9 protein-coding genes, 2 tRNA genes and 2 rRNA genes are annotated in these 14,274 nt (G+C 62.3%); 5 read left to right on the plus strand and 8 right to left on the minus strand.

Features of this window, described 5'->3' with window-relative positions; genetic code table 11:
* Positions 1-84 precede the first annotated feature (84 nt).
* The 5 genes from ACQ4L4_RS18720 to ptsP all read right to left on the minus strand — a co-directional run bounded on the left by ACQ4L4_RS18720 (position 85) and on the right by ptsP (position 7,414).
* Positions 85-2,965 (minus strand): 23S ribosomal RNA (locus ACQ4L4_RS18720).
* Between the two features lie 301 nt (positions 2,966-3,266).
* Positions 3,267-3,342 (minus strand) — tRNA-Ala (locus tag ACQ4L4_RS18725).
* Between the two features lie 19 nt (positions 3,343-3,361).
* Positions 3,362-3,438 (minus strand) — tRNA-Ile (locus tag ACQ4L4_RS18730).
* 180 nt (positions 3,439-3,618) lie between these two features.
* Positions 3,619-5,147, minus strand: a 16S ribosomal RNA gene (locus tag ACQ4L4_RS18735).
* The 16S and 23S rRNA genes sit together here with 2 tRNA genes alongside, the layout of an rRNA operon.
* 488 nt (positions 5,148-5,635) lie before the next feature.
* Positions 5,636-7,414, minus strand: a complete 1,779-nt coding sequence (gene ptsP / locus ACQ4L4_RS18740) for a phosphoenolpyruvate--protein phosphotransferase (protein ID WP_431100421.1) — start codon at positions 7,412-7,414, stop codon at positions 5,636-5,638.
* 199 nt (positions 7,415-7,613) lie between these two features.
* Here ptsP and ACQ4L4_RS18745 point away from each other — a divergent pair, with 199 nt between their 5' ends.
* Positions 7,614-8,459, plus strand: a complete 846-nt coding sequence (locus ACQ4L4_RS18745) for a GNAT family N-acetyltransferase (RefSeq protein WP_431100422.1) — start codon at positions 7,614-7,616, stop codon at positions 8,457-8,459.
* Between the two features lie 145 nt (positions 8,460-8,604).
* On the opposite strand, the gene ACQ4L4_RS18750 is transcribed toward ACQ4L4_RS18745, so the two are convergent.
* The 3 genes from ACQ4L4_RS18750 to ACQ4L4_RS18760 form a co-directional block, all read right to left on the minus strand.
* Complete coding sequence (locus tag ACQ4L4_RS18750) at positions 8,605-8,874, minus strand: HPr family phosphocarrier protein (RefSeq protein ID WP_431100423.1); 270 nt, start codon at positions 8,872-8,874, stop codon at positions 8,605-8,607.
* Positions 8,871-9,296 carry a PTS sugar transporter subunit IIA gene (locus ACQ4L4_RS18755; RefSeq protein ID WP_377159735.1) on the minus strand — a complete coding sequence of 142 codons (426 nt, stop codon included), beginning with the start codon at positions 9,294-9,296 and terminating at the stop codon, positions 8,871-8,873. The genes ACQ4L4_RS18750 and ACQ4L4_RS18755 overlap by 4 nt, the downstream gene beginning before the upstream one ends.
* A gap of 84 nt (positions 9,297-9,380) precedes the next feature.
* Complete coding sequence (locus tag ACQ4L4_RS18760) at positions 9,381-9,998, minus strand: hypothetical protein (RefSeq protein WP_431100424.1); 618 nt, start codon at positions 9,996-9,998, stop codon at positions 9,381-9,383.
* Between ACQ4L4_RS18760 and ACQ4L4_RS18765 the strand changes: the two genes are divergently transcribed.
* The 4 genes from ACQ4L4_RS18765 to ACQ4L4_RS18780 all read left to right on the plus strand — a co-directional run bounded on the left by ACQ4L4_RS18765 (position 9,976) and on the right by ACQ4L4_RS18780 (position 14,093).
* Positions 9,976-11,241, plus strand: coding sequence for a CaiB/BaiF CoA transferase family protein (locus ACQ4L4_RS18765; RefSeq protein ID WP_431100425.1), 1,266 nt, complete (start codon positions 9,976-9,978; stop codon positions 11,239-11,241). The genes ACQ4L4_RS18760 and ACQ4L4_RS18765 overlap by 23 nt on opposite strands.
* A complete protein-coding gene (locus ACQ4L4_RS18770; RefSeq protein ID WP_431100426.1) occupies positions 11,238-12,008 on the plus strand; it encodes an alpha/beta fold hydrolase in 771 nt (256 codons plus the stop codon). Before ACQ4L4_RS18765 ends, ACQ4L4_RS18770 begins: the two co-directional genes overlap by 4 nt.
* A 294-nt stretch (positions 12,009-12,302) precedes the next feature.
* Entirely contained in the window at positions 12,303-13,472 is a 1,170-nt protein-coding gene (locus tag ACQ4L4_RS18775) for a hypothetical protein (protein WP_377159729.1), read from the plus strand.
* A gap of 111 nt (positions 13,473-13,583) precedes the next feature.
* Entirely contained in the window at positions 13,584-14,093 is a 510-nt protein-coding gene (locus ACQ4L4_RS18780) for a TlpA family protein disulfide reductase (RefSeq protein WP_431100427.1), read from the plus strand.
* The last annotated feature ends 181 nt before the right edge of the window (positions 14,094-14,274 follow it).

Genomic DNA, 14,274 nt, shown 5'->3' on the forward strand with positions numbered 1-14,274 from the left:
TTTTGATCGGGCATTCCCAGCATGAGCGGGATGCGCGTCGATCTGCGTGACCACTCACCCTGACGTTTTGAGTGTCAAAGTTATAGGGTCAAGCCTCACGGGCAATTAGTACTGGTTAGCTTAACGCATTACTGCGCTTCCACACCCAGCCTATCAACGTCCTGGTCTTGAACGACCCTTCAGGGGGCTCTAGGCCCCGGCAAGACTCATCTTGAGACGAGTTTCCCGCTTAGATGCTTTCAGCGGTTATCTCTTCCGCACTTAGCTACTCGGCGATGCCACTGGCGTGACAACCGATACACCAGAGGTGCGTCCACTCCGGTCCTCTCGTACTAGGAGCAGGCTCTCTCAATCTTGCAGCGCCCACGGAAGATAGGGACCAAACTGTCTCACGACGTTTTAAACCCAGCTCACGTACCTCTTTAAATGGCGAACAGCCATACCCTTGGGACCGGCTACAGCCCCAGGATGAGATGAGCCGACATCGAGGTGCCAAACACCGCCGTCGATATGAACTCTTGGGCGGTATCAGCCTGTTATCCCCAGAGTACCTTTTATCCGTTGAGCGATGGCCCTTCCATACAGAACCACCGGATCACTTTGTCCTACTTTCGTACCTGCTCGACTTGTCAGTCTCGCAGTCAAGCACGCTTATGCCAATGCACTATCAACACGATTTCCGACCGTATTTAGCGTACCTTCGAACTCCTCCGTTACACTTTGGGAGGAGACCGCCCCAGTCAAACTGCCCACCATACACTGTCCCCAACCCGGATAACGGGCCAAGGTTAGAACCTCAAACACACCAGGGTGGTATTTCAACGTTGGCTCCACCTGATCTAGCGACCAGGTTTCAAAGCCTCCCACCTATCCTACACAGATCTGTTCAAAGTCCAATGTAAAGCTACAGTAAAGGTTCATGGGGTCTTTCCGTCTTTCCGCGGGGAGATTGCATCATCACAAACATTTCAACTTCGCTGAGTCTCTGGAGGAGACAGTGTGGCCATCATTACTCCATTCGTGCAGGTCGGAACTTACCCGACAAGGAATTTCGCTACCTTAGGACCGTTATAGTTACGGCCGCCGTTTACTGGGACTTCAGTCAAGAGCTTGCACCCCATCATTTAATCTTCCAGCACCGGGCAGGAGTCACACCCTATACGTCGACTTTCGTCTTTGCAGAGTGCTGTGTTTTTAATAAACAGTTGCAGCCACCGATTCTCTGCGGCCTCATTGGGCTCACCAAGTAAATGGATCACCTACTAAAGGCACACCTTCTTCCGAAGTTACGGTGTCAATTTGCCGAGTTCCTTCTCCAGAGTTCTCTCAAGCGCCTTAGAATACTCATCTCGCGCACCAGTGTCGGTTTGCGGTACGGTCGTCAATAGCTGAAGCTTAGTGGCTTTTCCTGGAAGCAGGGTATCACTCACTTCGTCTGCAAGCAGACTCGTTATCACCCCTCATCTAAGCCCGGCGGATTTGCCTACCAGGCACGACTACAGGCTTGAACCGGGACATCCAACACCCGGCTGAGCTAACCTTCTCCGTCCCCACATCGCACTATTGATCGGTACAGGAATATTGACCTGTTTCCCATCAGCTACGCATCTCTGCCTCGCCTTAGGGGCCGACTCACCCTACGCCGATGAACGTTGCGTAGGAAACCTTGCGCTTTCGGCGAGGGGGCTTTTCACCCCCTTTAACGCTACTCATGTCAGCATTCGCACTTCTGATACCTCCAGCAGGCCTCACGACCCACCTTCACAGGCGTACAGAACGCTCTCCTACCACGCACAGTAAACTGTGCATCCGCAGCTTCGGTAACTGGCTTAGCCCCGTTACATCTTCCGCGCAGGACGACTCGATCAGTGAGCTATTACGCTTTCTTTAAATGATGGCTGCTTCTAAGCCAACATCCTGACTGTTTTAGCCTTCCCACTTCGTTTCCCACTTAGCCAATTTTAGGGACCTTAGCTGGCGGTCTGGGTTGTTTCCCTCTTGAGTCCGGACGTTAGCACCCGGTGCTCTGTCTCCCAAGCTGTACTCTTCGGTATTCGGAGTTTGCATAGGTTTGGTAAGTCGCCATGACCCCCTAGCCTAAACAGTGCTCTACCCCCGAAGGTAATACTTGAGGCACTACCTAAATAGTTTTCGGAGAGAACCAGCTATCTCCAGGTTTGTTTAGCCTTTCACCCCTATCCACAGCTCATCCGCTAGTTTTGCAACACTAGTCGGTTCGGACCTCCAGCACCTGTTACGGTACCTTCATCCTGGCCATGGATAGATCACCTGGTTTCGGGTCTACACCCAGCGACTAAATCGCCCTATTCGGACTCGATTTCTCTACGGCTACCCTATTCGGTTAACCTCGCCACTGAATGTAAGTCGCTGACCCATTATACAAAAGGTACGCAGTCACCCTTGCGGGCTCCTACTTTTTGTATGCATGCGGTTTCAGGATCTATTTCACTCCCCTCCCGGGGTTCTTTTCGCCTTTCCCTCACGGTACTTGTTCACTATCGGTCGATTACGAGTATTTAGCCTTGGAGGATGGTCCCCCCATATTCAGACAGGATTTCACGTGTCCCGCCCTACTCTATTCGTGCCTAGTTCCACAATCGACATTTCTCATACGGGGCTATCACCCGCTATGGCCGGACTTTCCATTCCGTTCTGATATGCCAACTGCTAAAACACGAGGGCTACTCCGATTTCGCTCGCCACTACTTTCGGAATCTCGGTTGATGTCTTTTCCTCGAGCTACTGAGATGTTTCAGTTCACCCGGTTCGCCTCGCACACCTATGTATTCAGTGTGCGATACCTCTAAACGAGGTGGGTTTCCCCATTCGGAAATCTCCGGATCAAAGCTTATTTGCCAGCTCCCCGAAGCTTATCGCAGGCTATCACGTCCTTCGTCGCCTGTAATCGCCAAGGCATCCACCACATGCACTTAGTCACTTGACCCTATAACTTTGACATCCGCAGATGTCGTCAAGGACAGATGCTCAACAACTTGAGCATTTATTTGAGTATCACGCGTTCGCCGTTCTTCAATTTCTACTCTTTTCAGAGTTGAAGTTTGTTGACGCAATCAAATGTCGCTGGCGGCACGGTGCCGGACGCCCCTTTACGAGCGCCGGCTTTCCGCCAGCAACGCTGATTCGACTCTACGAATTGTTAAAGAACAACAGCCGACATGAATGTCGAGACTGGCAAACCACAACGCCATTCTTGACGCTGTGGTTTGCCACCCATGTGAAGTGATTGGTGGAGGATGACGGGATCGAACCGACGACCCCCTGCTTGCAAAGCAGGTGCTCTCCCAGCTGAGCTAATCCCCCAAGATCTTGACGACCCTCGTGGTGGGTCTGGCTGGATTCGAACCAGCGACCCCCGCCTTATCAAGACGGTGCTCTAACCGACTGAGCTACAGACCCACGCGTTTCATGCGTGCTCCTGTATCGCGCCAACCGGCAAGGCCAGCTCGCCAGGCTCACGCGTTTTCTCACTCACTGTTGTGTGTCTACAGCCGATAAGTGTGGGCGCGCTGAACTCGCATTTTTCAACTCGACTCTCCCGAGCTGCCTAAGCAACCCGACGGTCTCGTCATTCTCTAGAAAGGAGGTGATCCAGCCGCACCTTCCGATACGGCTACCTTGTTACGACTTCACCCCAGTCACGAACCCTGCCGTGGTAATCGCCCCCCTTGCGGTTAGGCTAACTACTTCTGGCAGAACCCGCTCCCATGGTGTGACGGGCGGTGTGTACAAGACCCGGGAACGTATTCACCGCGGCAAGCTGATCCGCGATTACTAGCGATTCCGACTTCACGCAGTCGAGTTGCAGACTGCGATCCGGACTACGACCGGGTTTCTGGGATTAGCTCCCCCTCGCGGGTTGGCAGCCCTCTGTCCCGGCCATTGTATGACGTGTGTAGCCCTACCCATAAGGGCCATGATGACCTGACGTCATCCCCACCTTCCTCCGGTTTGTCACCGGCAGTCTCATTAGAGTGCCCTTTCGTAGCAACTAATGACAAGGGTTGCGCTCGTTGCGGGACTTAACCCAACATCTCACGACACGAGCTGACGACGGCCATGCAGCACCTGTGTCCAGGTTCTCTTTCGAGCACTCCCACATCTCTGCAGGATTCCTGGCATGTCAAGGGTAGGTAAGGTTTTTCGCGTTGCATCGAATTAAACCACATCATCCACCGCTTGTGCGGGTCCCCGTCAATTCCTTTGAGTTTCAACCTTGCGGCCGTACTCCCCAGGCGGTCAACTTCACGCGTTAGCTACGTTACTGAGAAGAAACCCTCCCAACAACCAGTTGACATCGTTTAGGGCGTGGACTACCAGGGTATCTAATCCTGTTTGCTCCCCACGCTTTCGTGCATGAGCGTCAGTACAGGTCCAGGGGATTGCCTTCGCCATCGGTGTTCCTCCGCATATCTACGCATTTCACTGCTACACGCGGAATTCCATCCCCCTCTACCGTACTCTAGCCATGCAGTCACAAATGCAGTTCCCAGGTTGAGCCCGGGGATTTCACATCTGTCTTGCATAACCGCCTGCGCACGCTTTACGCCCAGTAATTCCGATTAACGCTTGCACCCTACGTATTACCGCGGCTGCTGGCACGTAGTTAGCCGGTGCTTATTCTTCAGGTACCGTCATGAACCCCCAGTATTAGTAGGAGTCTTTTCTTCCCTGACAAAAGCGGTTTACAACCCGAAGGCCTTCTTCCCGCACGCGGCATGGCTGGATCAGGGTTGCCCCCATTGTCCAAAATTCCCCACTGCTGCCTCCCGTAGGAGTCTGGGCCGTGTCTCAGTCCCAGTGTGGCTGGTCGTCCTCTCAGACCAGCTACAGATCGTCGGCTTGGTAGGCCTTTACCCCACCAACTACCTAATCTGATATCGGCCGCTCCAATTGCGCGAGGTCTTGCGATCCCCCGCTTTCACCCTCAGGTCGTATGCGGTATTAGCTGCTCTTTCGAGCAGTTATCCCCCACAACTGGGCACGTTCCGATATATTACTCACCCGTTCGCCACTCGTCGCCAGGTTGCCCCGCGTTACCGTTCGACTTGCATGTGTAAGGCATGCCGCCAGCGTTCAATCTGAGCCAGGATCAAACTCTACAGTTCGATCTTGAATAAACTCAACGGAATCGAACAAAGACTACTTTCATAGCTTCATTCATATCTTCCGTGAGCATCTAGCGATTTAACCTTCTCAGGTCGCTCGTCCAGACGCCCACGCTTATCGGCTGTAAATTCTTAAAGAACATCGAAGCAGCTTTCGCTTCAGGCTTTTCGCCTTGCCTCGTCGCACCGCTGATTTGTCGTCAGCAGCGCAGAAGCGAGATTATGAACGATTTCTTTCGAACCCGTCAAGCAGTCAGAGAAATTATTTTCATCAGCGACTGCGAGAATCTCGCCGCCAAATGAAAACTGGCTTTTGCTAGTTATTCACTTGACTACCTCGGCATACCCTCCGAGGCCGCCGTTCAGAACGTTGTCGTGAACAGCGAAGACCGCTAGTCTAGCACGAGTTTTTTCACCCGTGCAACTCCCCCAATACGACTTGCTTGGGAGGTGCGATGTTCGACCGCAGCCGCCCGAGGGCGCGCGGCTCAATGCAGGCGGGATTGCGGCGCGAGTACTTCCAGAGCGACTTTCGCCGGCTCATCGCTCTCCAGGATGCGAGGCAGCGCAGCAGCCAGCCGCGGCACGTCCGCCCGCAGGATCCGTTGCTTGACCGAAGGGATCTGCGACGGGTGCATCGAGAAACTGGTCAGCCCCATGCTCAGGAGCAGATCGGTGAAGGCGGCGTCGCCCGCCATTTCGCCGCAGACGCTGACTTCCTTCCCGGCCGCTCGTGCCTGCGCGATCGAATGCGCCAGCAGATGGAGGACTGCGGGATGCCACGGGTCATAGAGATGGGCGACCGCCTCATCGGCGCGGTCGATGGCCAACGTGTACTGGATGAGGTCGTTGGTCCCGATCGACACGAAGTCCACATGCCTGAGCAGTTGCGGCAGCATGATCGCCGCCGCGGGCACCTCCACCATCACACCGAGTTCGACTTCGCCATAAGGCTGACCCGCATCGTCAAGCTGAACCTTCACACGTTTGGCGGCCTCCTGGACCTGACGGATCTCCCCGAGATGGGCGACCATCGGGATCAGCAGCTTCACCTTGCCGAACGCGCTCGCCCGATAGATCGCGCGCAGTTGCTGGCGGAACATGCTCGGCTCCGCGAGACTCCACCGGATCGCCCGGAGGCCCATGGCCGGGTTGAGCACATGTTCGTGTCGCAGCTCGTTGACCGACATCCGGTCCAGCGGCTTGTCGGCGCCGATATCAACCGTGCGGATCGTCACCGGCAGACCGGCCATCGCTTCGACCGCACTCTTGTAGGCGGCGAATTGCTCTTCCTCGCTGGGCAGGTCGCCGTCGCGATTCATGAACAGGAACTCACTGCGAAACAGGCCCACGCCGGTTGCGCCGGAAGCCAGCGCCGCCACCGTATCGCCCGGCAGCTCGATATTGGCGTGGAGTTCGATGCGCTGCCCATCCATCGTGATCGCCGGCGTGTGCCGCAGACGCGCGAGACGTGCGTTCTCCAGTTCCGACTGCCGCTGCCGGAAGCGGTATTCCTCCAGCACGATGGGGGACGGGTTGACGATCACCGTCCCCGCGTCGCCATCGATGATGACCCAATCGTCCTGGCGGATCAGCCGCGAGGCCTCTCGCGTCCCCACCACGGCGGGGATGGCCATGCTGCGCGCCACGATCGCGGTATGCGAGGTCTTCCCCCCGATGTCGGTGATGAAGCCCTGAAAGACGCTGCGCTTGAACTGGATCATGTCGGCGGGCGCGATGTCGGCGGCCACCAGCAGCAGCGGATCCTCTCCGGCGAAGTCCCGGGCCACCACCGCGGCCGGTCCGCCGGCGGGCGCATCGTCCAGTTCCGCGGCGAGGGCGGCCAGGATGCGCTCGACGACCTGTTCCAGATCCGCCTTGCGCTCGCGCAGGTAGTCGTCTTCCATTTCGTCGAACTGACGCGCCAGGACTTCCAGCTGAGCCGACAGCGCCCATTCGGCGTTGTAGTGACGATCGACGATCCAGTCGCGCGCCGTGTCGACGAGGGCCTCGTCGTTCAGCAGCAGCAGGTGGACATCCAGCAGCGCGTCGAGTTCGTGCGGCGCGTCCTCCGGCAGTTCGGCCTTCAGCCCCTGCAATTCACGGGTGACCACATCGCGGCCCCGCACCAGGCGGGCGTACTCCTGCTCCGCATCGGCGGCGGCGATGAAGTAATGCGCGACGTCGACGCGGCTGGAAGCGACCAGCACCGCGCGGCCGATCGCCACGCCGCGAGAAACGGGAATGCCGAAGACCTGGAAACTCATGCGCCGACTTTAGCAGCGGGTTCCGAATCCCCCGGTGGACGAAGGTGAACTCCGCGAAAACCTCTGTGGAGCCGGCGTCAATCACCCCGATGCATGAACGTGACGAGGCCGCGACTGTCACGGTTCGTTCACTTGAGGGTCACCGACGCGTCACCCCGCCCGCTCAGCATCGCGGCCATCACTTCAGCGAGGCTTTGCCATGAGGGATCTGCCGCTGCCTACCCTGCCCTTCTCCGATCTGCGCCCTGTCGAAGCGCCTCGGAGGTCACTTCCAGCCAGTTCGCAAGACGTCGCTGTCGATGCTGCGCGCACTCGCTTCCACGTGGGTTGGGCGCGCACGGAGGACGAAGTCCGCCAGGCCCAGCGCCTGAGGTACCAGGTCTTCGTCGATGAGATGGGCGCGCGCCTGAGCGTGCCGGTCGGCGCGCCCACCGGGCATGACATCGACCTCTTCGACCCCTTCTGCGAGCACCTGCTGGTGCGCACGCTCGACAAGCACGGGCAGCCCGGCGAGGTGATCGGCACCTACCGGGTGCTGACGCCGGAGGCGGCCCGCCGCGCCGGCGGGCTGTACAGCGAAACCGAGTTCGACCTGACCCGCCTGCGCTCGCTGCGTCCGCGCATGGTTGAACTGGGCCGCTCCTGCGTCCACCCGGACCATCGCAACGGCGGCGCCATCATGGCGCTGTGGGGCGCCCTCACCGAATTCATGGTGCGCAACGACCTGGACACGATGATCGGCTGCGCCAGCATCAGCATGCGCGACGGCGGTCACTACGCCGCCAGCCTGTGGCGCCAGCTGGACGCCAGTCACATGGCGGACATCGCCTGGCAAGTGCGCCCGCGCCTGCCGCTGCCGGTCGACGAACTGCGTCAGGACCTGGTGGTCGAGCCACCGCCCCTGATCAAGGGCTACCTGCGGGTCGGCGCGCGCATCCTCGGCCGGCCGGCCTGGGATCCGGACTTCAATACCGCAGACCTGCCGATGATCATGCGCATCGCGGATCTGCCGGCGCGGTACCGGAAGCACTTCCTGGGGCGTTGAGCACAGCGCTGCGAAGCCGGAGCGCCGGTACCCCGCTCCGCTCAATCGCCTCCTCACGCTCGGCATTCGCTCCGCAGGGTACCGGCGCTCCGGCTTCTTCGGACCGCGTGGTTCGTCGGGGCAATTGGAGGGGCTGGCGTTCGCCTTACTGGCCTTCGCCGAACTTGTCGTTGACCAGCGCCGTGATCGCATCGTGCGCGGACTGTTCGTCCTCGCCGGAGGTCTCGAGTTCGACTTCCGCGCCGATGCCCGCCGCCAGCATCATGACGCCCATGATGCTCTTGGCATTCACGCGACGGCCGTTGCGGGTCATGAAGACCTCCGCCTTGAATCCTCCCGCCAACTTCGTCAACTTCGCCGAGGCCCGGGCATGCAGGCCCAGCTTGTTGCTGATGGTGAGGGTCGACTTGATCATGTGCAGGAAGGATGGGACGAGGAATTGTTGGAGGCGCAGGGCGCCGTCGCGTCGCACAGGATGCCCTGGGTGCCGCCCTGGCTGGCGCGCTGGACCAGCGCCTCCAGGCCTTCGCCGGCGTAGCACAACGAGCGCCACAGCATCGGCACGTTGACGCCGGTCAACACCTTCACCTGCTCGCCCTGCAGGCGCAGCGCCGCATTCGTCGGTGTCGCGCCGTAGACGTCGGTCAGCACGAGGGTCTGCTGGTGTCCGGAAGCGATGATCAGCGCGCGCGCCTGCGACTCGACGTCGTCGGCGCTCATCTCAGGCGTCACGTCCAGCACCCTCAGCTGCAGCGAGCAATGCGGGAACGTGTGCTCGGCCACCTGCTTCAGCGCGGTGGCCAGCGGGGCGTGAGCGATCAACAGCAGGCCGGACATGGCGATCATTATCGTGCGGCGCAGCATGGTGCGGGCGTGGCTCGCACAAACCCTCAATCGTGGGGAGGATGCAGCCCCCCACCCTCAAGGCGGCAGTTCCACCGACCCGAGGAATACGTCCCAGGCTTCCGGGTCGAGGCGTTCGCCTTGCATCAGCAACTGATACAGCCGTCCCCCGCGGGAGAACACCGCCTGCCGCACCTGCTGGCGGGGCTGGCCGGCGCGGGCCTCGAACGATTGCTGGAACGCTTCCGGATCGGCCGCGATACCGCGCACGCCCAAGGGCGCGGACGCCTGCGGGGCCATCTGCCGGGCGATGCCCTCATGCATGCGACGCATCGCCGCGGACGTCGCCCCGGCATCCCGGAGATCCGTCCAGGTCAACGAGAACTGGGCCCCCCGCGCCTTGCAGCTCAGTGACCGCACGGCGACCGCCTGGCCCGCCGGGCCGGGCTGCGTACGCTCCTCGCGGTCTGGCTTGCAAGGAAACATCAGTTGCACCTGCGCGCCTTCCGGACTCACCTTGCGCCAGTTCAACGCCGGACTGCACCCGGCGGCCAGCACCAGCGGGATGATCGAAACAAGCAGGGAAGACGAACGCATCGGACGATTATCGAGGCCGTGACGACGCCGCGCGCGCCCCGGCGCGGCCCGCCGCCGCATCCCCCACAATGCCCCGATGAGCGAAGCGAACTCCCCCACGCCCTCCGCCATGGCCCTGACGGGCGTGCGCGTGCTGGATCTCTCCCGCGTGCTGGCCGGCCCCTGGTGCACGCAGACGCTGGCCGATCTCGGCGCGGACGTGATCAAGGTCGAGCGCCCGCCAAAGGGCGGCCACCCAGGGGGAGATGACACCCGCGGATGGGGGCCTCCCTATCTGAAGGACCGGGACGGGCAGGACACCGCCGAGGCGGCCTACTACCTCGGCGCGAACCGCAACAAGCGCTCGGTCGCGATCGACATCGCCAGCCCACGGGGTCAGGACTTGATCCGGGAGCTGGCGCGGCGGGCCGACGTTCTGGTCGAGAACTACAAGGTCGGCGACTTGACCCGCTACGGGCTCGACGCCGCGGCGCTGCTCGAGATCAATCCGCGCCTCGTGTTCTGCTCGGTGACCGGCTTCGGCCAGACCGGGCCATACCGTGATCGCGCCGGCTATGACTACGCGGTCCAGGGCCTGGGCGGACTGATGAGCGTCACCGGCGAGGCCGACGCGCTGCCCGGCGGCGGGCCGCAGAAGGTCGGCGTGGCGGTGGCCGATCTCTTCACCGGCATGTATGCGACGGTCGCGATCCTCGCCGCGCTCCGCCACCGGGACGCGACAGGCCAGGGTCAGGTCGTCGACATGGCGCTGCTGGACACGCAGGTCGCGATGCTGGCCAACCTCGGCGCCAACTACCTGACGACCGGCAAGGCGCCGCGCCGCATGGGCAACGCCCACCAGAACATCGTGCCGTACCAGGTCTTCCAGGCCAGCGATGGGCACCTGATCGTCGCGGTGGGCAACGACGGTCAGTTCGTCAAGTTCTGCGAACTCCTCGGCCTGCCTGACCTCCCCCGTGATCCGCGCTACGCGACCAACTCGCAGCGGGTCCGGCATCGGGACGACCTGGTCCCGCTGCTGGCCGCCCGCGTCGCCGAAAGACCTCGGCAGCATTGGCTCGATGCGATGGAAGCGGCCAAGGTCCCGGGCGGCGCGATCAACGACCTGGCTGAAGTCTTCGACGACCCGCAGGTCCAGCACCGGGGCATGGTGGTGTCGATGGCGCATCCGCAGAGCGATGCGCTGCGGGTGGTCGCCAGTCCGATGAAGCTGTCGGAGACACCCGTGGCCTACCGATTGCCCCCGCCGTTGATGGGGCAGCACACCGACGAGGTCCTCGCCGAACTCGGACACGGCCCCGACGCGATCGCCGCATGGCGCGAGGAAGGGGTCATCGCATGAGCAGCAAGGATCCGGCGCAGGTCCGGAATGAGGAATCTCCCGGCCAGGGCGTGAACATCGTGCTGGTGCACGGTGCCTGGCTGGGCGCCTGGGCATGGAAGCGGGTGCTCGGACCGTTGCGTGCGGCCGGGCATCAGGTGTTCCCGGTGACGTTGAGCGGCGTCGGCGAACGGGCCCATCAGCCGCACGCGGACATCCGCCTGCAGACGCACATCGACGATGTGAAGGCGGTCATTGAGTGCGAGGAACTGGCCGATGTCCTGCTCGTCGGCCACAGCTACAGCGGCATGGTGATCACCGGCGTCGCCGATCAGATGCCGGACCGCATCGCGCGGCTGGTCTACCTGGACGCCGTGGTGCCGGAACCGGGCGAGTCCTGGTCCAGCCGCCACACGCCGGAAACCCAGATCCAGCGTCGCGAGTTGATCTCGAAGTTCGGCCACCTGCCGGTGACCGAGCCCAACGGCATGGGCCTGAAGCCGGACGACTTCGACTGGATGATGCGCTGCCAGCGCCCGCAGCCGGGCGGCGTCTACGACAGCCCGCTGGACTTCGACCAGGCGGCGTGGCTGAAGCGCCCACGCACCTTCATCGACTGCAACCGTCCGGCCCTCCTCACCATCGCCGCCGCGCGCGAGCGCGCCCGCAACCAGCCCGGCTGGGAACTCTTCGAGATCCCCACCGGTCATCAGGTCATGGTTTCCGCTCCAAAGGAACTCACCGAGCGGCTTCTGATGCTCGCCGACCGCCAGGCCCAGGAGCCCTGACGGCGTCCTCGGTAGCAAAACCGTCGAAGGACGGCAGTGGTTGGGGACGGCAGGTCGTGAGGTTCCCGCGCTTGCCGCGGGGGCCTCATGACCTGGCGGCCAACGCTCGGCGCAAGCAGTCCAGGAACGTCCGCCATCCGCCCCCGCCACTCGAGCAATCGTGAGCCATTTCACGCCATCCACCCAGGGGGGCGATTGCCCCCGAGTCACGGGATGGCCTCCCCCGGGACCGCGCGGAACCATGGCGCCTCCCTGCCCCGGCATGCCGCCGGAGGCTCACAAGAACGAGAGAGCATGTCCCGCCCGCCCCCCTCCATTGCCGCGCCGTTGGCTGCCAATGACATGGCGCAGCCCCCGAGCGATTCGCAATGGGGCGACATCGTCCAGCAGCTCGGCGCCGAGATCGCCGGCCCGTTGAGCGCGGCGCTGGAGCGGATCCACACGCTGATCAGCACGGGCCAGATCGATCGCCAGGGCTTGCGGGCGCTGCGCGACTCGGTGGCGCAGGCACGCGAGGCGGGCATGGTGAGTCAGCAGCTGGCGCGGCTGGCATCGGGACGGTTGAGGCTGTCCCGCGAGCGCGTGCCGCTGACGCAGGTGCTGCGCGGCGTGCTGACGCAGCGCAGCCGCGAGACGCAGGCCCGCGGCATCCAGATCCGGCAGCTGCTGCAGCCGATCGAGGTGGTCACCGACGCGTCGCTGCTGTTCTCGCTGCTGAACGCGGTGATGGACTGGGCGCTCGCCAACACGCATTCCTCGCTGGAGATGCGGCTGGACGTGACGCCGTGGCCGGCCAAGGCGCGGCTGATGTGTCGCTTCGCCCACCGCTCGCTGGACCTGGGCAGTGCCCCGTCGGCGGTGATCAACGCGCCGCCGGAGTCGCTGAACTCGCTGCACTGGCGCCTGATCGAGCAGACCGCGCTGACGCTCGGCGCGCTGCCGCTGCGCGACGATGAAGCCGGCATCACGATGCTGACGCTGGAGTTTCCGCATGTCGCCGTCGACGAGCCCGCCGCGCCGCACGAACTGGCGCCGCCGGCTCGGCCGGAACGGCCCGAGCTCGACGATCCCACGCCGTCGCACAACTCCAAGCCGCTGGCGGGCTGCCATCTGTTGATCGTCTCGCCGCGCCGCGAGGTGCGTCAGGAGATCCAGAACGCCGTGCGCCACATGGGGTTGATCATCGACGCCGTCGGCTCGATGGACGAGGCGCTGCAGTTCTGCGAGGAGGGGCTGCCACACGGCATCGCTTTCGAGCAGTCGATGCGTGACGCCGACTTCGACCGCCTGCGCGCCGACATCACCGGCGAGGTGCCCAGCTTCAGCTTCATCGAAGTGCTGGACGGCGATCAGCAGACGCAGCTGTCCACGGCCACGGCGGACCACATGGCGCGGATCTCGCGCCAGAACCTGCAGGACGCGCTGCCGTCGGTGCTGCTGTTCGAGTTGTCCAAGGCGCTCTGACGCCCAGGCAAGCCGACCCGGAGCCGCCCCTCGCCGCCGCCTTGGGCGGGCACCCGGCTTAAGCCCCTCCAAAGTGGCGGGCCGACACCCTCGCGCATACACTCGCGCACCATGAAGCTGCCTCGCTGGTCCGGACTCCTGCTGCTGGTTGCCGCCGTCGGTGTCGGCGCCGGCCTCGCCTATGAGGGCTTGAAGCCCGAACCTGCCCCGCAGGTGAACTACGTGCTGCTCGACGGCTCGAAGCACGCCTCCGCGCAGGCGTGGCCCGGCAAGGTGATGCTGGTCAATTTCTGGGCGACCTCCTGCACAACCTGCGTCAAGGAAATGCCGCAGGTCGTCGCGACGCACCAGAAGTACAAGGACAAGGGTTTCGACACGCTGGCCGTGGCCATGAGCTACGACCCGCCGGCCTACGTCGCCAATTACGCCGAGACGCGCAACCTGCCCTTCGGCGTCGCGATGGACAGCACCGGCGAGATCGCCCGCAGCTTCGGCAAGGTGCAGCTCACGCCGACCACCTTCCTGATCAACAAGCGCGGCGAGATCGTCAAGCGCTTCGTCGGCGAACCCGACTTCGCCGCGCTGCACGGCACGATCGAGAAGCTGCTCGCCGAAAGCTGAGCCCACTCCGCCCCACCGATCCATGCCGCTTTCGAGCGGCATTTTTCATGGCCGGACCGCCCCGTCGACCAGGCGCGGATCGCCGGTCGACGCGAGGCCAGGACGGCGTCGATGCCCCCCTCGTGATCCCCTCGAATGCGCGGGTTAGCTCCGACGCTTTGCGATTCTTTTCCTCGGGTAC

Origin of the sequence: Roseateles noduli (genome assembly GCF_050626985.1) — a bacterium.
Classification (GTDB): Bacteria; Pseudomonadota; Gammaproteobacteria; order Burkholderiales; family Burkholderiaceae_C; genus Roseateles; species Roseateles noduli_A.

Excerpts from the sequence above, each read along its gene's own strand:
- ptsP (WP_431100421.1), bottom strand. The coding sequence starts at position 7,414 with ATGAGTTTCCAGGTCTTCGGCATTCCCGTTTCTCGCGGCGTGGCGATC.
- ACQ4L4_RS18745 (WP_431100422.1), top strand. The coding sequence starts at position 7,614 with ATGAGGGATCTGCCGCTGCCTACCCTGCCCTTCTCCGATCTGCGCCCT.
- ACQ4L4_RS18750 (WP_431100423.1), bottom strand. The coding sequence starts at position 8,874 with ATGATCAAGTCGACCCTCACCATCAGCAACAAGCTGGGCCTGCATGCC.
- ACQ4L4_RS18755 (WP_377159735.1), bottom strand. The coding sequence starts at position 9,296 with ATGTCCGGCCTGCTGTTGATCGCTCACGCCCCGCTGGCCACCGCGCTG.
- ACQ4L4_RS18765 (WP_431100425.1), top strand. The coding sequence starts at position 9,976 with ATGAGCGAAGCGAACTCCCCCACGCCCTCCGCCATGGCCCTGACGGGC.
- ACQ4L4_RS18770 (WP_431100426.1), top strand. The coding sequence starts at position 11,238 with ATGAGCAGCAAGGATCCGGCGCAGGTCCGGAATGAGGAATCTCCCGGC.
- ACQ4L4_RS18775 (WP_377159729.1), top strand. The coding sequence starts at position 12,303 with ATGTCCCGCCCGCCCCCCTCCATTGCCGCGCCGTTGGCTGCCAATGAC.
- ACQ4L4_RS18780 (WP_431100427.1), top strand. The coding sequence starts at position 13,584 with ATGAAGCTGCCTCGCTGGTCCGGACTCCTGCTGCTGGTTGCCGCCGTC.